At 72.0% G+C, this 19,242-nt stretch carries 17 protein-coding genes; 10 read left to right on the forward strand and 7 right to left on the reverse strand.

Annotated elements, in window-relative coordinates:
* Positions 1-924 precede the first annotated feature (924 nt).
* Together AB0C17_RS26430 and AB0C17_RS26435 are read right to left on the reverse strand one after the other, a co-directional pair.
* Positions 925-1,608, reverse strand: coding sequence for a response regulator transcription factor (locus tag AB0C17_RS26430; RefSeq protein ID WP_030272198.1), 684 nt, complete (start codon positions 1,606-1,608; stop codon positions 925-927).
* A gap of 21 nt (positions 1,609-1,629) precedes the next feature.
* Positions 1,630-2,802: an ATP-binding protein gene (locus tag AB0C17_RS26435; RefSeq protein WP_357389278.1), complete on the reverse strand. Its 1,173-nt coding sequence runs from the start codon at positions 2,800-2,802 to the stop codon at positions 1,630-1,632.
* Positions 2,803-3,122: 320 nt separating this feature from the next.
* On the opposite strand from AB0C17_RS26435, the gene phoU reads away from it, so the two are divergent.
* A complete protein-coding gene (phoU, locus tag AB0C17_RS26440; protein WP_357389184.1) occupies positions 3,123-3,767 on the forward strand; it encodes a phosphate signaling complex protein PhoU in 645 nt (214 codons plus the stop codon).
* A 92-nt stretch (positions 3,768-3,859) separates the two neighbouring features.
* Here phoU and AB0C17_RS26445 read toward each other — a convergent pair whose 3' ends face one another.
* A complete protein-coding gene (locus tag AB0C17_RS26445) occupies positions 3,860-4,627 on the reverse strand; it encodes a phosphoglyceromutase (RefSeq protein ID WP_357389185.1) in 768 nt (255 codons plus the stop codon).
* Between the two features lie 150 nt (positions 4,628-4,777).
* Here AB0C17_RS26445 and AB0C17_RS26450 point away from each other — a divergent pair, with 150 nt between their 5' ends.
* Both AB0C17_RS26450 and AB0C17_RS26455 read left to right on the forward strand, forming a co-directional pair.
* Positions 4,778-6,103, forward strand: coding sequence for an MFS transporter (locus AB0C17_RS26450; protein WP_357389187.1), 1,326 nt, complete (start codon positions 4,778-4,780; stop codon positions 6,101-6,103).
* Between the two features lie 79 nt (positions 6,104-6,182).
* Positions 6,183-7,433, forward strand: coding sequence for an MFS transporter (locus tag AB0C17_RS26455; protein ID WP_357480967.1), 1,251 nt, complete (start codon positions 6,183-6,185; stop codon positions 7,431-7,433).
* Positions 7,434-7,810: 377 nt separating this feature from the next.
* Here the strand turns inward: AB0C17_RS26455 and AB0C17_RS26460 are convergent, their stop codons facing one another.
* The 3 genes from AB0C17_RS26460 to mshA all read right to left on the reverse strand — a co-directional run bounded on the left by AB0C17_RS26460 (position 7,811) and on the right by mshA (position 10,803).
* Positions 7,811-8,779: a hypothetical protein gene (locus tag AB0C17_RS26460; protein WP_357480970.1), complete on the reverse strand. Its 969-nt coding sequence runs from the start codon at positions 8,777-8,779 to the stop codon at positions 7,811-7,813.
* Positions 8,780-8,856: 77 nt separating this feature from the next.
* Positions 8,857-9,390, reverse strand: coding sequence for a YbjN domain-containing protein (locus AB0C17_RS26465; RefSeq protein WP_354868468.1), 534 nt, complete (start codon positions 9,388-9,390; stop codon positions 8,857-8,859).
* A 51-nt stretch (positions 9,391-9,441) separates the two neighbouring features.
* Positions 9,442-10,803 carry a D-inositol-3-phosphate glycosyltransferase gene (gene mshA / locus AB0C17_RS26470; RefSeq protein WP_357389193.1) on the reverse strand — a complete coding sequence of 454 codons (1,362 nt, stop codon included), beginning with the start codon at positions 10,801-10,803 and terminating at the stop codon, positions 9,442-9,444.
* A 171-nt stretch (positions 10,804-10,974) separates the two neighbouring features.
* Here mshA and AB0C17_RS26475 point away from each other — a divergent pair, with 171 nt between their 5' ends.
* The gene (locus AB0C17_RS26475) at positions 10,975-11,739 is read left to right on the forward strand and encodes an SDR family NAD(P)-dependent oxidoreductase (RefSeq protein WP_357389195.1); all 765 of its coding nucleotides are present in this window, start codon (positions 10,975-10,977) and stop codon (positions 11,737-11,739) included.
* Positions 11,739-12,521, forward strand: a complete 783-nt coding sequence (locus AB0C17_RS26480; RefSeq protein ID WP_357389197.1) for a class I SAM-dependent methyltransferase — start codon at positions 11,739-11,741, stop codon at positions 12,519-12,521. Before AB0C17_RS26475 ends, AB0C17_RS26480 begins: the two co-directional genes overlap by 1 nt.
* A 59-nt stretch (positions 12,522-12,580) precedes the next feature.
* Here the strand turns inward: AB0C17_RS26480 and AB0C17_RS26485 are convergent, their stop codons facing one another.
* A complete protein-coding gene (locus AB0C17_RS26485; RefSeq protein ID WP_357480973.1) occupies positions 12,581-13,672 on the reverse strand; it encodes a UDP-N-acetylmuramate dehydrogenase in 1,092 nt (363 codons plus the stop codon).
* Positions 13,673-13,742: 70 nt separating this feature from the next.
* Between AB0C17_RS26485 and AB0C17_RS26490 the strand changes: the two genes are divergently transcribed.
* The 5 genes from AB0C17_RS26490 (at position 13,743) to AB0C17_RS26510 (ending at position 19,240) form a co-directional block, all read left to right on the forward strand.
* Positions 13,743-14,498 (forward strand): maleylpyruvate isomerase family mycothiol-dependent enzyme, encoded by a 756-nt coding sequence (locus AB0C17_RS26490; RefSeq protein WP_357389201.1) that lies wholly within the window; start codon positions 13,743-13,745, stop codon positions 14,496-14,498.
* Positions 14,499-14,675: 177 nt separating this feature from the next.
* Positions 14,676-15,986: an extracellular solute-binding protein gene (locus AB0C17_RS26495; RefSeq protein WP_357389203.1), complete on the forward strand. Its 1,311-nt coding sequence runs from the start codon at positions 14,676-14,678 to the stop codon at positions 15,984-15,986.
* 70 nt (positions 15,987-16,056) lie between these two features.
* Positions 16,057-17,046 carry a sugar ABC transporter permease gene (locus tag AB0C17_RS26500; protein WP_357389205.1) on the forward strand — a complete coding sequence of 330 codons (990 nt, stop codon included), beginning with the start codon at positions 16,057-16,059 and terminating at the stop codon, positions 17,044-17,046.
* Entirely contained in the window at positions 17,043-17,876 is an 834-nt protein-coding gene (locus tag AB0C17_RS26505; RefSeq protein WP_357389207.1) for a carbohydrate ABC transporter permease, read from the forward strand. The genes AB0C17_RS26500 and AB0C17_RS26505 overlap by 4 nt, the downstream gene beginning before the upstream one ends.
* Positions 17,873-19,240: a GH1 family beta-glucosidase gene (locus AB0C17_RS26510; RefSeq protein ID WP_357480976.1), complete on the forward strand. Its 1,368-nt coding sequence runs from the start codon at positions 17,873-17,875 to the stop codon at positions 19,238-19,240. Before AB0C17_RS26505 ends, AB0C17_RS26510 begins: the two co-directional genes overlap by 4 nt.
* The last annotated feature ends 2 nt before the right edge of the window (positions 19,241-19,242 follow it).

Raw genomic sequence — 19,242 nt, forward strand, 5'->3', positions numbered from 1 at the left:
CACGCCACCGGTGAAAGCCAGACCAGCGATACCCAGGACGCTCTTACGCAGGATCGTGTTCATGAGGGGGCTCCATTCGGGGGTCGACGCACCCGAGGGACGGGATGCGGGGGCACCGTCAGGCGCTCAAAGTCTCAAGGGGGTTCGGCTACTCACGGGGCGGGGCCTCTCGCGGCGCCGGAAGGATGTCCAACGACCGGCGGCCCGGGATGATTCCCGAGGACGTCTCACGCACCCGGGATAGCAGGTGCGGGCCTCACGCCGCCAGAACCGTACTCAACGCGTGGCGGCCCGGCGAGATTCCCCGGGACCCGCCCCGCCTGGGGCGAGCCGCGCTCGGTCGTTCACCCGGTTACAACGCCACCGGCCCGCCGACGATTCCACCCCCAGAGTGCCGCCCACCACCCCCGAACCAGACACCCACCCCAAACCCCCAAGTCCCGCCCCCAGCACCGCGCCCTGCCACCCGTGATCAAGGACTTTGCGGCAGCCTTCTGCGCCAACGACGACACAAACCCCTTGATCACCCCCGAGAGGCACTCCCGGGTCACCCGGCACCCGGTGCCCGGCGATCATGAGGTTGGCGGCGACAAAACGGACACCGAGCGCCGTCAACTTCATGATCGACGCCCTCGGGCGGGGCAGATCGTGGGCGGGAGGCGGGCACTGCGGGACAAACCGGCGATCTTGCAGTTTGAGCCCATCGGATGCCCCATTCGCGCGCTATGCGGGGTACCGAAGTGCAAGATCGCGGCGTTCAGGGGGTGGTAGCGGTCAGCGCGTACGAGGATCCGCTGCGGTCTGGGGCGAGTTCATCGATCTTGGAGTTGTGGTACCTCGCGAACCTGCACCAAAAGGGCAATTCGGGGAGCCACAACTCCAAGATCGGCGTGGGTCGGCGCGCGAGCCACGGCGGCGGAGGGGTCAGGGCTCGAACTTGTAGCCGAGGCCGCGGACCGTGACGATGTAGCGCGGGGCGGACGGCTCCGGCTCGATCTTGGAGCGCAGCCGCTTCACGTGCACGTCCAGCGTCTTGGTGTCGCCCACGTAGTCGGCGCCCCAGACCCGGTCGATCAGCTGCCCCCGGGTGAGCACCCGTCCGGCGTTGCGCAGCAGCAGCTCCAACAGCTCGAACTCCTTGAGCGGGAGCTGCACCCCGGCGCCGCCGACCGTCACCACGTGCCGTTCGATGTCCATCCGCACCGGCCCGGCGGCGAGCGTCGGCGCACCCGTCTCGTTCGACTCGGCGCTCTGCCGGCGCAGCACCGCCCGGATGCGGGCGACCAGTTCACGCGGCGAGTACGGCTTCGTCACGTAGTCGTCGGCGCCGATCTCCAGGCCGACCACCTTGTCGATCTCGCTGTCCCGCGCGGTGACCATGATGATCGGCACGTGCGAGCGCTGGCGGAGCTGCCGGCAGACCTCGGTGCCGGACATCTCCGGCAGCATCAGGTCGAGCAGCACGATGTCGGCGCCGGTCCGGTCGAACTCGGTGAGGGCGGCGGGGCCCGTCGCGGCGACGGAGACCTCGAACCCCTCCTTGCGGAGCATGTAGGACAGGGCGTCGGAGAACGACTCCTCGTCCTCGACCACCAGTACGCGGCTCAACGGGTGTTTCCTTTCCTGTGGTCAGACCTGCCGGAGCTCGGCCGGGCCGGCCTCGATCCCAGCGGAGGCGAGTGTCGTCTCCAGGTCGTCCGGGGGGCGTGCGGGCAGCCGGAGAGTGAACGTCGATCCCCCACCAAGGGTGCTCGACACGTCCACCCGGCCGCCATGGTTGCTGGCGATGTGCTTGACGATGGCCAGGCCCAGGCCGGTGCCGCCGGTGGACCGGGAGCGGGCCTGGTCGGCCCGGTAGAAGCGCTCGAAGATCCGGTCGACCTCGTTCGGGGCGATGCCGATGCCCTGGTCGGCCACGGCGATCTCGACGTGCTCCTCGGTGCCGGTGACGGTCACCCGGACCGTGGTGTCCTCGCCGGAGTAGTTGATCGCGTTCTCCACCAGGTTCGCCACCGCCGTGGCCAGTTGGCTGTCGCTGCCGTACACGGTCAGGCCCCGCTGCCCGCCGACGGCGATCTCCACCCGGCGGGCGGTGGCCGCGGTGCGGGTCCGGTCGACGACCTCGGCGAGCACCCAGTCCACCGAGACCGGCTCGGGGGCGGGTTGCGGCTCGGCGCCCTGGAGACGGGTCAGTTCCAGCAGCTCCTGCACGAGGCGGCCGAGCCGGGTCGACTCGTGCTGGATCCGCTCGGCGAACCGCCGCGCGGCGACCAGGTCCTCGGACAGGTCGGGTGCGCCGTCGGCGGCCGGCTCGGTGGCGTCGACGAGCGCCTCGGCGAGCAGTTGCAGCGCGCCGATCGGCGTCTTCAGCTCGTGGCTGACGTTCGCGACGAAGTCCCGGCGTACCCGGGCGAGACGGTGCGACTCGGTGACGTCCACCGCCTCGACGGAGATGTAGCCGGAGCCCAGTCCCATCGCCCGCAGGTGCACGCCGAGCGGGTTGTCCCCACCGCCGTCGCGGCCCCGGGGGAGGTCCAGCTCGATCTCGCGCCGCACGCCCGTGCGGCGGACCTGCCCGGCGAGGGTACGGATCAACGGGTGCGCCGCGATCGACCCGGGCGTCGCCCCGGTACGGAGCAGACCCATCGCCCGGGCGGCCGGGTTCACCAGCACCGGCACGTCGTCCAGGTCGAGCACCACCACGCCGGCGCGCAGCGAGTCGATCGTCTTGCGGCCGAGCCCGGGCAGGCCCCCCTGCTGGTCGTCCGGAATGTTCGTCCTCCCTGCGTCACGACGGAGGATCCCGCCGCCCTGCGACGCCCTGCGGCGCCGCCACTCGTCAACGGGTCCGGACAGCAGCGCCCCGGCGACCAGCCCGGTCACCAGCGCTCCGGCCACCACGACGGCCACCGCCCATTCCACCCGGCGATCGTAGGGTCATTGTTAACCCGGAGATCGGTCACAGGGGGACGAATCACTCTCGCTTTCGGCAAAGTTCACCTGCGGGCCCAGCGTCGTTCACCCGCGTTCACCCTGGTGCCGACCGTTCGGCCTAGCGTGGGTCGCGCACCTGCTCCTGCCGTACCCCTCCAGGTGGCGGCAACCGACCCCAGGAAGTGACGATGCGCGACGAGTTCCGGGCCGACCTGCAGATTGTCAGCCAGTTGCTGGTGGACATGGCCGAGGCGGTACGCGCGGCCATGCGCCAGGCCACGAAGGCGCTGCTCACCGCCGACCGGACGGCCGCCGAGACGGTGATCGCGCGGGACGCCGAGATCGACGAGCTGTACCGGCACGTGGAGGAGCGGGTCTGTGACCTGCTGGCCCGGCAGGCGCCGGTCGCCTCCGACCTGCGCGCGATGATCACCGCGTTGCACGTGGCCGCCGACCTCGAACGGATGGGCGACCTGGCCGACCACGTGGCGAAGACGGCACTGCGCCGGCACCCGTCCCCGGCGGTGCCGGCGGAGCTGCGGCCGGTCTTCACCGACATGGCCGGGATCGCCGACCGGATGGCCGAGAAGATCGGCTCGGTGCTGGCCAAGCCGGACGCCGCCGTGGCCGCCGAGCTGGACCGTGACGACGACGCGATGGACGACCTGCACAAGAGCCTGTTCGGCGTGCTGCTCGGCGACGACTGGCCGTACGGGGTGGAGACGGCGATCGACGCGACGTTGCTGGGGCGCTTCTACGAGCGCTTCGCCGACCACGCGGTGAACGCGGGCGAGCACGTGGTCTACCTGATCACCGGTTCCACCTCCGCCTGACCGCGTGCAAGGAAGGGCCCCTTGTTAACGCGTCGGGTTAACAAGGGGCCCTTCCTCTACCTCAGGCGTTAATAGGGGCCCTTCCTTACACCTCAGCGGCCCTGGTTGGCCACCGCGGCGGCGGCGTCCTTCGCCGCGTCCGGGTCCAGGTAGGTCCCGCCGAGCACCTGCGGACGCAGATCGGCGTCCAGGTCGTAGCGCAGCGGGATGCCGGTGGGGATGTTCAGCTTGGCGATCGCCTCGTCGGAGATCTGGTCGAGGTGCTTGACCAGGGCGCGCAGCGAGTTGCCGTGCGCGGCCACCAGCACGGTCCGGCCGGCCAGGATGTCCGGCACGATCGAGTCGTACCAGTAGGGCAGCATCCGGTCGACGACGTCCTTCAGGCACTCGGTGCGCGGCATCAGCTCGGTCGGCAGCAGCGCGTACCGGGGGTCGCCGACCTGCGACCACTCGTCGGCGTCGTCGATCGGCGGCGGCGGCGTGTCGTACGAGCGGCGCCAGAGCATGAACTGCTCCTCGCCGTACTCGTCGAGGGTCTGCTTCTTGTCCTTGCCCTGCAGGGCGCCGTAGTGGCGCTCGTTGAGCCGCCACGACCGGCGCACCGCGATCCAGTGCCGGTCGGCGGCGTTCAGCGCCAGCTCGGCGGTGCGGATGGCCCGGCGCATCAGGCTCGTGTGCACCACGTCCGGCAGCAGGTCGTGCTCGCGCAGCAGTTCGCCGCCGCGCCGCGCCTCGGTCTCCCCCTTTGTGGTCAGGTCGACGTCGACCCAGCCGGTGAAGAGGTTCTTGGCGTTCCAGTCGCTCTCGCCGTGCCGCAGCAGGACCAGCGTCCCGACGGTGGGCCCCTCGCTCGCAGTCATGCCGATCATCCTGCCGTACGGCGCGGGCGGACACGCGGCGACCTGTGGTGACGACCACCACGTGGAAATCCTGATGACCACGGCTCCGGCCCGGCACTAGGTTGTAAGGCGTCTTACAGGGGTCGGTCATTACCAATCGGGGGCGTCGGGATGCGGACGGTACGGGGCTGGTTCCAGGACACGGCGGGTGGCCTGCCACGGACGTTCTGGTACCTCTGGGCCGGCACGCTGATCAACCGCCTCGGCTCCTTCGTGCTGATCTTCCTGGCCATCTACCTCACCCAGGAACGCGGCTTCTCCGCCGCACAGGCCGGTCTGGTGATCGGCCTCTGGGGTGCCGGCGGCGCAGTCGGCACCACTATCGGCGGCACCCTGACCGACCGCTGGGGACGGCGGCCCACGCTGCTCGTCGCGCACGTCGGCGCGGCCGGGATGATGGTCGCGCTGGGCCTCGCCCGTCCGCTGTGGGCGGTCGCCGTGGGCGCGCTGCTCCTCGGCGCGTTCGCCGAGGCGGCCCGCCCGGCCTTCGGCGCGATGATGATCGACGTGGTGCCGGACAAGGACCGGCTGCGTGCCTTCTCGCTCAACTACTGGGCGATCAACCTCGGCTTCGCCTGCGCCGCGGTGCTCGCCGGCTTCGCCGCGCAGAGCAGCTACCTGCTGTTGTTCCTGGTCAACGCGACCACCACGCTGGTCACCGCGCTGATCATCTTCGCCAGGGTCGGCGAGACACGCGGCCCGGTGACCGCGCTCCCGGCCAAGGGGATGCCGGCGCCGGCCGGCGCGCTGCGCACCATCCTTGCCGACCGGGTGTTCCTCGGCTTCGTCGCGCTCAACCTGCTCGCCGCGTTGGTGTTCCTCCAGCACATCTCGATGCTGCCGATCGCCATGGGCGACTCCGGGCTCAGCCCGGCCACCTACGGCTCGGTGATCGCACTGAACGGCGTGCTCATCGTGTTCGGCCAGTTGTTCGTACCCCGGCTCATCAAGGGCCGCAGCCGCTCGCACGTGCTGGCGCTCGCGGCGCTGGTGATGGGCGCCGGGTTCGGGCTCACCGCGTTCGCCGACACGGTCTGGCTCTACGGCCTCACCGTGCTGATCTGGACCGTCGGCGAGATGCTCAACTCGCCGTCGAACGCCACCCTGATCGCGGAGCTGTCGCCGGCCGCGCTGCGCGGCCGCTACCAGGGCGCCTTCTCGCTGTCCTGGCAGCTCGCCGGCGCCGCCGCGCCGATCCTCGGCGGCCTGGTGCGCGAGCACGCCGGCAACAGCGCGCTCTGGCTCGGCTGCGCGGGCATCGGTGTCGTGGCGGCGGTCGCCCACCTGGTCTCCGGCCCGGCCCGGGAGCGCCGCGCGGTCGCCCTGCGCGCCGCAGGCACGCCGGTCGCGCCGGTCACCGTCACCGCCGCCCCGGCGCCCGAGGCGGGCGAGGCCGCTGCCACCGCACCCGCCGAACCGGTCCGGGCCGGTTCCTGAGTGCGCCCGCGCGCGCCCTGCCCGAGGCGGATCGATACGGTACGGGGAGGAATCGTAAGGAAACCTTTCTGGAGGACGTGTGCGCGGCCTGGGGCGCTGGTGGGACGACACGGCCGGCGGACTGCCGGCCACGTTCTGGTACCTCTGGTCCGGCCTGCTGATCAACCGGGCGGGCGCGTTCGCGCTGCTGTTCCTGTCGCTCTACCTGACCGCCGCGCGAGGCGTCCCGCCGTCGCTGGCCGGGCTGGTGGTCGGCGCGTACGGCATCGGCGGCGCGGCCGGCACGCTGCTCGGCGGCGTCCTGGCCGACCGCTGGGGACGGCGGGCCACGCTCCTCGCCGCCCACCTGGCCGCCGCCGGGCTGATGGCGGCGCTGGCGTTCAGCACGCACCTGGCGGCGATCGCCGTACTCGCCACGCTGGTCGGGGTGGCGCACTCGATGCCCAGCCCGGCGTTCGTGGCCGCCATCGTGGACGTGGTGCCGGAGGCCCGCCGCTCCCGCGCGTTCAACCTCCAGTTCTGGGCGTTCAACCTGGGCATGGCGGTCGCCTCGCTGCTGGCCGGCATCCTCGCCGAGGCGAGCTTCACGGCGCTGTTCCTGGTCGACGCCGGTGCCACGCTGGCGGCGGCGGTGGTGATCGCGCTGAAGGTGCCGGAGACGCTCACCCGGCGGCCGGCGCTCACCCCACGGGCGGTGGTCGGACGCCGTCCCGGGCTACGCACCGCGCTCACCGACCGCACGTTCCTGGTGTTCGTCGGGCTGACGTTCCTGCTCGCCGTGCTGACCATGCAGACCTCGACGATCATGCCGCTGGCGATGCGCGCGGACGGCCTGCGCCCGTCGGCGTACGGGCTGGTGGTGGCACTCGGCGGGGCGCTGATCGTGGCCGGGCAACTGTTCGTGCCGCGGCTCATCGAGCCGTACCGGAAGTCGAGCGTGCTGGCCGCCTCCACCGGGCTGATGGCGCTCGGGTTCGGTGCGCTGACGATGGCCGACGGGCTGCCGCTCTACCTCGGCGCGGCGGTGGTCTGGACGGTCGGGCAGATGCTCGCCGCGCCGCCGAACGCACAGATCAACGCGGACCTCGCGCCGCCGGAACTGCGCGCCCGCTACCAGTCGGTTTTCTACCTGACGTTCCCGGCCGCGTCGTTCGTGGCGCCCGCGCTCGGCGGGATCAGCCTGGAACACCTCGGCGAGCGGCACTGGCTGGTGGTGGGCGCGCTCGGTCTGCTGGCCGCCGCCGGGCACCTGCTCGCCGGGCCGCGCCGGGAACGGCGGGTGGCCGCGCTGCGGGCGGCGGCTGCGGAGCCGGTCGGTGCCACCGGCTGAAGGGGCTCGGGACAACGGCAGAGCGCCCACCCCGACCCCCGTCGAGATGGGCGCTCTGACCGTACGCCCGGCGGCGGCGGGCGACACTCACCCCCGTAAGCGTCGCCCGCTCGCGCCGCCGGTTCCACGGGTGGCACCGTCCCCCAACGGTGTGCTCCACCCGATCTTCGCGTCTCGCCTGCGCGGACCTGATCGATCCACCGCTCCCCCGAACGGAAACAAGCGTGACGCGGTGCAATAAAGTTAGTTCGCCCGGATTCCGGATTCAACCCAGATCGCTGTCTTGCCCGTCACAGCGCCCTGTCGGAAACCCGGCTGTCCCTGTTGTCGTCCCTGGAGTGGCACCACGGCGTTCCCGTCCGCCATTCCCGTAAACCTCAGCCGTCCTCGCGATTCGGGTTCTCGGTCCGGAAGAAGTTGCTCTGCCGGCCGTCCCGCATCTGCTCCTGATAGATCAGGTTCAGCCGCCGGAGATCGAACGTGCGGAACCAGTCGTCCCAGGTGATCTCCCGGATCCGGCTGCTCTCCCGGTAGCCGGGGATGTTGAACGTGAGCACCCCGGGCCGGTTGCCGCGCTCGGTGCCGGCGATGGTGGCGGGCTTCGCGCCCCGCGCCCGCGCCCAGCGCTGGATCACCTCGTGGTTACGGGTGACCAGGCTCCGGCCCGGACGCTCCGGCCGGTCCGCGAGCGACGTGATGAGCTGCGACGATCCGATCGACCGGCTGGATGCCGGGCCACGGGTCGGCGCGCTCTGCGCCCGAGCGGACGACGCCTTCCGAGCCGGCGCCGCCTTCGCCCGCGACGGAGCGGCCTTCGCCCGTGACGGGGCCGCCTTCGCCCGTGACGGGGCCGCCTTCGCCCGTGACGGGGCCGCCTTCGCCCTCGACGGGGCCGCCTTCGCCCGAGCCGACGTCGCCGTTGCCCGCGACGAGGTCGCCTTCGCGCGGGCGGGTGCCGCCTTGCGCGTACCCGCCGCCTTGGCCCTGGCGCCGGTGGCCCGCGCGGCCGGCGCGGACTTGGCCGGCGACGTCGCCCGGCGGGCTGTGGTCTTCTTCGCGGCGGTGCTCTTGCGGGTGGCCGACGGCCGGCCGGCCGGGCCGGAGCTGCGCCGGGCGGCGCCGCCCTCCCCACGCATGGTGCGCGCCAGGGTCTTCACCAGTTCCGGCTTCCGCAGCGCGGAGATCCCGGAGACACCGCGCCGCCGAAGCTGGCTGCGGAGGTCGTCGACCTTCATCCGTGAGATCGCCGACTCCGACACCCTCGGGGTGTTCGGCGTCTGGTTGCCGGTTTGCCGCTTGGTCCGGGTCGCAGTCGTGCCGCGACCTGAGCTGTTGCGCTGAGCCATGGGACACGCTCCTCGACAGTCCGTCCTCGGCCCGCGGTGGGTCCCAGTGCTCCGCACCGCGCGGGGCGGCATACCCGTCAGGAGGGCTCCGAACCTCCGGCGGACGAACCGGCGGTCGCGGAGGGCTCGAAGAGGTGCGCGAACGCGGCCAGGTTCGCCGTCGACTCGCCGCGCTTGACCCGCCATTCCCACTCCCGGCGGATGGCGGTGCCGAAGCCGATCTCCAGCATGCTGTCGAACGACTCGTCGGCGTACGTCAGCACGGAACCGAGCAGCCGGTCCAGCTCGTCGGCGTCGACCCCGGCCAGGTTGACCCGCCCGGTCAGGTAGACGTCGCCGACCGAGTCGATGGAGAACGAGACGCCGTACATGCGGGCGTTGCGCTGGAGCAGCCAGGCCCACAGCTCCTCGCGGCGCTCGTCGGGCTGGCGCATCACGAACGCCTCGACCCGCAGCGCGTGCTCACCCACGATCAGGTTGCAGATCGTCTTGAGCTTGTGCGTGCCGGGCAGCGTCACCGCGTACGACGCCTCGCCCGTGGACTCCCACTCCAGCTCGCGCTCCGCGCAGACGGACTCGATCAGCGCGGCGACCTCACTCCTGCGGCTCATCGCACCCACTCTACGACCGGCGGACCGGGGCCGCCCGGTGGCCGGTGACGGTCACCAGGAGCACAGCAGGGCCGGGTCGCCGCACCGCCGCGCCAGCCGGGCCCGGTGCTCGGTGATCGCCTCCCCGTAGACCGCGAGCAGGCCGGCGGCGGTGCGCTGCCAGGAGAAGTCCCGGGCGTGCCGCTCGGCGCCCCGGCCCAGCGCGGCACGGCGTGCCCGGTCGGGCAGCAGGCGGGCGAGCGCCCGGGCCCAGTCGACCGGGTCGTGCCCGTCGATGAGCACGCCGCTGACGCCGTCGCGTACCGCGGTGACCAGGCCGCCCACGGCGGCGGCAAGCACCGGCGTGCCGCACGCCTGGGCCTCCAGCGCGACCAGCCCGAACGACTCGTTGTGCGACGGCACCGCGACCAGGTCGGCGGCGCGGTAGAGGGCGGGCAGGTCACCGCCGGTCTGCGGCGGGAGGAAACGCACCCGGTCGGCGACGCCGAGCGCGTGCGCCAGTTCGATCAGGGCGGTGGGCCGGTCCAGGCCGCTGCCGCTCGGCCCGCCGCAGATCACCACGGTCAGCTCGTCGGCCAGCGCCGGGTCCCGTTCGCGCAGCGCGGCGGCGGCGCGGACCAGCACGTCCGGCGCCTTGAGCGGCTGGATCCGGCCGACGAACGCGACCACGTACCCGTCGGCCGGCAGGCCGAGCCGGCGGCGCGCGGCCCGGGTCGCGGCGTCCCGGTCGCCGGGTGCCGGGCGGAACCGATCCAGGTCGACGCCGGGCTCCACGACCGCCACCCGGTCCGGGGCGGCCGCGTACCTGTCGAGCAGGTCGCGGGCCTCCACCCGGGTGTTGGCGACCAGCCGGTCCGCCTCGGTGACCACCTGCTCCTCGCCGATCACCCGGGCCTTCGGCTCGGGACGGTCGCCGGCGGCGAGGCGGGCGTTCTTGACCTTGGCCAGGGTGTGCGCGGTGTGCACAAGCGGTACGCCCCAGCGCTCCTTGGCCAGCCAGCCGACCTGCCCGGAGAGCCAGTAGTGCGAGTGGATCAGGTCGTAGTGGCCCGGCGGGCGGGCGGCCTCGGCGCGCAGCACCCCGGCGGTGAAGGCGCAGAGCTGACCCGGCAGCTCCTCCTTGGTCAGCCCCTCCAGCGGGCCGGCGGTGACGTGCCGGACGGACACCCCGGGCGCCACCTCGACCACCGGGGGCAGGTCACCGGCGGTGGCCCGGGTGAAGATCTCCACCTCGACGTCGGCCTCGGCCAGCCGCCGGGCCACCTCCAGGATGTAGACGTTCATGCCGCCCGCGTCACCGGTGCCGGGCTGGTGCAGCGGCGACGTGTGCACCGACAGGGTGGCGATACGGCGGGGCCGCGGCCACGGAAGGGCACCTCGCTGACGACCGACACCGGTGTGCAAATCCGCCACGTCCGCTCCCTCTGTCACGGTTGATGCCGTCCCGCACGACCGGCGCTTCTCGGTCAACCCGTGTGCCGGATGTCATCTTCCCCATCGGGGTACGGAAATGCTTTCCGCCGGGTCCCGGGCGTGACGGACCTCATCCCGCCGCCCGGCGCGGCGACGGGAGACAATGACCGGATGACTTCCATCGCCATCGTCACCGGGGCGTCCAGCGGCATCGGCGCGGCCACCGCCCGCCGGCTCGCCGCCGAGGGCTTCCACGTGCTGGCCGCCGCCCGGCGTACCGACCGGCTGGCCGCGCTGGTCACCGAGATCGAGGCGGCTGGCGGCGCGGCGACGGCGGTGGCCTGCGACGTGACCTCGGACGAGTCGGTGGCCGCCCTGGCCGCCGCCGCCGAGGCCGCCCCCGGGCCGGTCACGCTGCTGGTGAACAACGCCGGCGGCGCGCGCGGCCTGGACCCGGTCGAGTCCGCCGACGTGGGCGACTGGCAATGGATGTACGACGTGAACGTGCTCGGCACGCTCCGCGTCACCAAGGCGCTGCTCCCGGCGCTGGAGCGCTCCGGCGCCGGCACTGTCGTGATCGTCAGCTCCACCGCCGGGCACGTGGTCTACGAGGGCGGCGGCGGCTACACGGCCGCCAAGCACGCGCAGACCGCGATCGCCGGAACGCTCCGGCTGGAGCTGTGCGGCCGCCCGGTCCGGGTGGTCGAGATCGACCCCGGCATGGTGAAGACCGAGGAGTTCGGCCTGGTCCGCTTCGGCGGCGACGCCGACCGGGCCGAGGCGGTCTACGCCGGAGTCGCCGAACCGCTCGTGGCCGACGACGTGGCCGACTGCGTCGCCTGGTGCGCGACCCGCCCGCACCACGTCAACATCGACCGGCTCGTGGTCCGCCCGCTGGCCCAGGCCGCGCAGCACAAGGTGCACCGGATCTCCTGATGGAGCGTCCGCTCGGCGTGGCCACCCGGGGCACCACCAACCCCAACCGGCTCCGGCGGGTGGACAACTGGATCGTCGAGACCTGCGGCGACGCGCTGCGCGCCGCCGCCGACCCGCTCGTGGTGGACCTGGGCTACGGCGCCACCCCGGTCACCCCCGTCGAACTGCGGGCCCGTCTCGCCGCCGGGGTCCGCGCCGACGTGCGGGTGGTCGGCCTGGAGATCGATCCGGTACGCGTCACCGCCGCCTCGGCCGCCGCCGACCCACCCGGGCTGACGTTCGCCCGGGGCGGCTTCGAGCTGGCCGGGCTGCGTCCCGCGCTGGTCCGGGCGTTAAACGTCCTACGCCAGTACGACGAGAGCGAGGTGGCCGACGCCTGGCGTACCGTCACCGGGCGGCTCGCGCCGGGCGGGCTGCTGGTCGAGGGCACCTGCGACGAGCTGGGGCGGCTCGGCTCCTGGGTGCTGCTGGACGCCACCGGCCCGCGCACGCTCACCCTGTCGGCGAAGCTGACCACGCTGGAGAGCCCGGCCACGCTCGCCGAGCGGCTGCCGAAGGCGCTGATCCACCGCAACGTGCCGGGGGAACGCGTCCACGACCTCATCGAGGCGCTGGAACACGCCTGGCGTTCGGCCGCCGGGTACGCCCCGTTCGGCCCTCGCCAGCGCTGGCTGCGTACGGTCGAGGTGGTGAAGGAGGCGGGCTGGCCGATCCAGGACACCCCCCGCACCTGGCGCCACGGCTACCTGACCCTCCCCTGGCCCGCCGTCTCCCCCCGCTGAACCGCCCGCACCAAGGGCCGGAAGTGCAACATCGCGGGGGTGAGGCGGGCGGGGTGGGGTCAGATGGTGCAGTTGATGAGGACTGGCTCGGGGTGTAGGGGGACGCCGAAGCGGGACTGCACGCCGTCGCGGATCTCGCGGGCCAGCGCCACCAGCGCGGCCGTACTGGCGGTGCCGGAGCGGTTGGTGAGCGCGAGCGTGTGCTTGCTGGAGATGGCGACGCCCTCCGGGCCCGCGTACCCCTTGCCGAACCCGGCCTTGTCGATCAGCCACGCCGCGCTGAGCTTCACCGTGCCGTCGGCGCCCGGCCAGTGCGGCGGCTCCCCCAGGTCGGCGGCGCGCTCCCGCACCTGCGCGAACGCCTCGACCGGCAGCACCGGGTTGGTGAAGAACGAGCCCACCGACCAGGTGTCCGGGTCGGCCGGGTCGAGCACCATGCCCTTGCCGGCGCGCAGCTCGCGCACGGTGGCCCGGGCGTCGGCGAGCGGCACCCGGTCGCCCACCTCGACGCCGAGCGCCCGGGCCAGTTCGGCGTAGCGGACCGGACCGGACAGCGGCGACCTGGTGAGCTGGAAGTCGACCGCTAGCACCACCCAGCGGTCGCTGTACTTGAAGATGCTGCCCCGGTAGGCGAACCCGCAGTCGGCCGCCGCGATCCGCACCACCCGGCGTTCCGTCCGGTCGTACGCCTCGACGGCGACGATCGTCTCGGCGACCTCCTGGCCGTACGCGCCGACGTTCTGGATCGGGGTCGCGCCGGCCGACCCGGGGATGCCGGAGAGGCACTCCAGTCCGGACCAGCCGCGCTCGACGGTGGCGGCGACGAGGTCGTCCCACGGCTCGCCGGCCTGCACACGTACCGTGACGGTGTCGCCGTCCTCGGCGACGACCTGGAACCCCCGGGAGCGGACGAGCACGACGGTGCCGGGGAAGCCCTGATCGCCGATCACGACGTTGCTGCCGCCCGCCAGCACCAGCACCGCCTGCTCACGGGCTTCCGCTTCCTGCACCTTTAGTACGATCTGGGAGGCATCCCCGGCGACCTCCAGCCGCCCGGCGGGGCCGCCGAGCCGGAGCGTGGTGTAGCGCGCCAGGGTGGCCGGATCGGTCGGGTCACCGGCAGTCGCCGGTTCGGCGTAGACGTCTGACACGCCTTTCACCCTAGGCTGAGGGGTAGCCGGAGCACCCACTGGTGGCCCGGTCACCCCCGGGAGGATGGCGATGAGCAGACTGCACCACACGAAGGACTTCTGGATCGGCGCGCTGCGCACGGAGGGCCCCGCCTTCGCCGTGGCGGTGACAGAGGCGCCGCCCGAGACACCCGTGCTGTCCTGTCCCGGCTGGACGGTCACCGACCTCGCTCATCACCTGACCCGCGCGTACATCTGGGTGGGCACCGTCCTGACCGCCGGCGGGACGGCCCGGCCGGAGCGGCACGACCCGGAGCCGCCCGCGGGTCTGACCGCGGCGCAGTGGTACACGCGGGAGTACGAGCGGATCAGCGCGCTGCTGGAGGCGACGGATCCGGAGGCGCCGGCCTGGAACTTCGCGCCCCAGCCGAAGAAGGCCGCCTTCTGGCCGCGCCGGGTCGCGCACGAGACCGCCGTCCACCGCTGGGACGCCCAGCTCGCGATCGGTGCGGGTGACCCGATCGAGGCGAAGCTCGCGGCCGACGGGGTGAGCGAGGTGCTGGACACCTGGCTGCCGGCGGGACGGCGGGTACGGCCCGGGCAGTGGCACGGCGTGGTGCATCTGAACGCGACCGACGCCGCGCAGGAGTGGTATCTGCGGTTGCGGGGCGAGGGGGTCGCGCTGCTGGACACCGCGACGATCCTCGACCACGACGACCACCGGGCGCGGGCGCAGGTGTCCGGCACGGCGAGCGATCTGCTGCTGGCGTTGATGGGCCGGATCAGCTTCGACGCGCTGGACGTGGCGGGCGACTCGGCCCTGCTGGGGGGCCTGCGGGTCGGCTGACGACGGGCACCGGACGGAGAGGGACGGCGGCCGTCCCTCTCCGTTTCTTTTCGGACAGCTCTGAGAGCGCTCTCTTGACAAGGTCCGGGACCCTCCACCACGCTGTCGTGAGAGCGCTCTCTTAGTTCCGGAACCGCCTTCCACCACCCGTTTCGACGACCCGAGAGGTCAGGACAGATGCTCACCTTCACGCGCCGCCGCCTGGCGGCGGTGGCCCTGGTCGCCGCCACCGCGTTGCTCGGCACCACCGCCTGCGGCGGCGGTGACGACGACGCCGCAGCCGACGGGCCGATAACGCTCACCGTCGACGTCTTCGGCCAGTTCGGTTACGCCGATCTCTACCAGGAGTACATGGCCAGCCACCCCGGCGTGAAGATCGTCGAGCGGGGCACCGGCGGAAACCTCGACGAGTACTCCCCGAAGCTCACCCAGTGGCTCGCCGCGGGCAAGGGCGCCGGTGACGTGGTCGCCATCGAGGAGGGCCTGCTCGTCGAGTACAAGGCCAACCCGCAGAACTTCGTCAACCTCCTCGACCACGGCGCGGCCGACCTGAAGGGGAACTTCCTCGACTGGAAGTGGAACCAGGGGCTCACCGCCGACGGCAAGCAGCTCATCGGCCTCGGCACCGACGTCGGCGGCATGGCGATGTGCTACCGCACGGACCTGTTCGCCAAGGCCGGCCTGCCCACCGACCGGGAGGCGGTGTCCAAGCTCTGGCCCACCTGGCAGGACTACATCAAGGTCGGCGAGCAGTTCACCGCGAAGAAGACCGGCGCGTCGTTCCTGGACGCCGCGACGAACACGTTCAACACGATCCTGCTCCAGACCGCCGGCAACAGCAGCGGCTACAGCTACTACGACACCGGCAACAACCTGGTCGTGGGCAGCAACCCGGCGGTGAAGCAGGCGTACGACACCACGATGGACATCATCGACTCCGGGCTGTCCGGCAAGTACGGCTCCTGGTCCGAGGAGTGGGTGTCGGCGTTCAAGCAGTCGAAGTTCGCCACCATCGCCTGCCCGGCCTGGATGACCGGCGTGATCGAGGGCAACGCGGGCGCCGCCGCCAAGGGCAAGTGGGACATCGCCCAGATCCCCGGCAACGGCGGCAACTGGGGCGGCTCGTTCCTCGCCGTGCCGAAGCAGAGCAAGCACCAGGCCGAGGCGATCGAGCTGGCCAAGTTCCTGACCAGCACCAAGGGCCAGATCGGCGCGTTCAAGGCGAAGGGTCCCCTGCCCTCTTCGCCGCAGGCGCTGGAGGACCCGGCGATCCTCGACTCGAAGAACGCCTACTTCTCCGAGGCGCCCGTCGGCAAGATCTTCGCCACCGGCGCCAAGAGCCTGAAGCCGGTCTACATGGGACCGAAGAACCAGGCCGTACGCACCGAGGTGGAGAACGCCGTCCGCTCGGTGGAGCTGGGTAAGCGCTCCCCGGAGCAGGGCTGGACCGACGCGGTCGCCAACGCCGAGAAGGCCGCCGCCAAGTAACCCGAGCAGCGCGTGCGGGCGGCCACCCGGCCACGGGGGCCGCCCGCACGGCGGAAAGGAGTCCCGGGTCATGGCCGTCCAGCTCGACGCCCGCCCGCCGGTCGCACCGGCACCCCGTCCCACCCGTCCCGGCCTGGGCAACCGGCTCAGCCGGCTCGACACCAAATACTCGCCGTACCTGTTCATCGCCCCGTTCTTCCTGCTGTTCGGCGTCTTCGGGGCGTACCCGCTGGCGTACACGTTCTGGGTCTCGCTGCACGACTGGGACCTGCTCGGCGCGGAGCACCCGTTCATCGGCTTCGACAACTACACGCAGTTGCTCGCCGACACGGACTTCTGGCACTCGGTGGTGAACACGCTGGGCATCTTCGTGATCTCCACGGTTCCCCAGCTGCTCGCCGCACTCTGGCTGGCCAACCTGCTCAACCGGCAGTTGCGCGCCCGTACCACCTGGCGGATGGCGGTGCTGATCCCGAACGTCACCTCGACCGCCGCCGTGGCGATCGTGTTCGCGGTGCTGTTCGGCCGCGAGTTCGGCATGATCAACTGGCTGCTCGACCACATCGGGATCAACGCGATCGACTGGAAGGCGAACCGGTTCGCCGCCTGGGTCGCCATCTCCACCATGGTCGACTGGCGCTGGACCGGCTACAACGCGCTGATCTTCCTGGCCGCCATGCAGGCCATCCCCCGCGACCTGTACGAGTCGGCGGCGATCGACGGCGCCGGCCGGGCACGCCAGTTCTGGGCCATCACCGTGCCGCTACTCAAGCCGACGATCATCTTCGCGGTCATCATCTCCACCATCGGCGGCCTCCAGCTCTTCACCGAGCCGCGGATGTTCAACTCCGGCACCAACGCGATCCGCGGCGGGCCGCTGCGGGAGTCGCAGACGGTGACCATGTACATGTTCGAGAACGCCTTCGCGCCGCACTACAACTTCGGCTACGGCTCGGCCGTCGCCTGGCTGCTGTTCGCGTTGATCGCCGTGGTCGCCGCCATAAACGTCCTGCTCCTGCGCCGGCTCGGCGGCGGCTCCCGCAAGGAGGTCTCCCGATGACCCGCCTCTGGTCGGCAAGCCGGCTCACCTACCTGGCGCTGACGCTCTCGGCCGTCCTGTCGATCTTCCCGATCTACTGGATGTTCGTCGTCGCCAGCCGCACCAGCGACACGATGGGCCAGGTGCCGCCGCCGCTCACCCCCGGCGGCAACCTCGGCGCCAACATCGCCCGGCTGTTCGACAACACCGACGCGTACTTCCTGACCGGCCTGATCAACTCGGCGATCGTAGCCGTCACCGTGACGGTCTCGGTGGTGTTCTTCTCCACCCTGGCCGGGTTCGCCTTCGCCAAGCTGCGCTTCCGTGGCCGCAACGCGCTGCTGCTGGTCATCGTCGCCACCATGATGGTCCCAACCCAGCTCGGCGTCATCCCGCTCTACCTGCTGATGACCAAGCTGAACTGGAACGACCGGCTGCCCGCCGTGATCGTGCCGGCACTGGTCACCGGATTCGGCGTGTTCATGATGCGCCAGTACGCCGGCCAGGCGGTCAGCACCGAACTGATCGAGGCGGCCCGGATGGACGGCTGCAACACCGCGCGGATCTACTGGAACGTGGTGCTGCCCGCGCTGCGCCCGGCCGCCGCCGTCCTCGGCCTGCTCACGTTCATGACCACCTGGAACGACTTCCTGTGGCCGTACGCGGTCCTGAACGACCCGGAGAACCCGACTGTGCAGCTGTCGCTGCGGGCCCTCTCCGACGGGTACTACCAGGACATGTCGCAGGTGTTCACCGGCACGGCCATCGCCACGCTGCCGCTGCTGCTGGTATTCGTCGTTTTCGGCCGCCAGATCATCGGCGGGATCATGGAAGGTGCGGTCAAGGCGTGAGTGAGATGCGATTCCCCGAAGGGTTCGTCTGGGGCGGGGCCACCGCCGCGTACCAGATCGAGGGCGCCGCCCGCGACGACGGTCGCGGCCCGTCGATCTGGGACACCTTCAGCCGTACGCCCGGCGCGGTGTTCGCCGGACACACCGGCGACGTGGCCTGCGACCACTACCACCGGTACGCCGAGGACGTCGCGCTGATGGCCGAGCTGGGGCTGCGGGCGTACCGGTTCTCGGTGTCCTGGCCCCGGGTGCGGCCGGACGGCACCGGCCCGGTCGAGCCGCGCGGACTCGACTTCTACGACCGGCTGACCGACGCGCTGCTGGACGCCGGCATCGACCCGATCGTCACGCTCTACCACTGGGACCTGCCGCAGGCGCTGGAGGACCGGGGCGGCTGGACCGTCCGGGAGACCGCCGAGCACTTCGCCGAGTACGCGCTCACCGTGCACGGCCGCCTCGGCGACCGGGTCCGCACCTGGACCACGCTCAACGAACCGTGGTGCTCGGCCTACCTCGGGTACGGCAACGGGGTGCACGCCCCGGGCCGCCGCGACGCCGGTGACGCGTTCCGGGCCGTACACCATCTGCTGCTCGGCCACGGCCTGGCGGCGCGGGCGCTGCGCGCGGCCGGCGCGCAGACGCTCGGGGTCACGCTCAACCTGGCCGACGTGCAGCCGGCGGACGCCGGTAGCGCCGCGGACGCCGAAGCGGTCCGGCTCGTCGACGGCCTGCACAACCGGATCTTCCTGGACCCGCTCACCGGCGGCGGCTACCCGGAGGACGTGCTGGCCCACGTCAGCCGGATCGTCGCGCCCGACTTCGTCCGGGACGGGGACGAGAAGCTGATCGCCGCGCCGCTGGACCTGCTCGGCCTGAACTACTACGCGCCCACCTACGTGGCCGGGCGGCCGGGTGGCGCCGGGAGCGACGCCTACCCGGGCACCGCCGGGCTGGTCGAGTTCCTGCCGCCCGAGGAGCCGCTCACCGACATGGGCTGGTCGATCGAGCCGGCCGGGCTGACCCGGCTGCTGGAGCGGGTGGCGGCCGACCACCCCGGGCTCCCGCTGATGATCACCGAGAACGGCGGGGCGTTCCCGGACACCGACAGCGACACCGACGGCGCGGTGGCCGACGCCGACCGGGTCGCCTACCTCGACGGGCACCTGCGCGCGGCGCACGAAGCCATCGCCCGCGGCGTGGACCTGCGCGGTTATCTCGTATGGTCGGTGCTGGACAACTTCGAATGGGCCGAGGGTTACCGGAAGCGGTTCGGGATCGTCCACGTCGACTACCTGACCCAGCGGCGCACACCCAAGCGCAGTGCCCGCTGGTACCAGGAGGTGATCGCCCGGAACGGGCTGTGACG

This window comes from Micromonospora sp. NPDC048887 (genome assembly GCF_040649715.1).
Classification (GTDB): Bacteria; Actinomycetota; Actinomycetes; order Mycobacteriales; family Micromonosporaceae; genus Micromonospora.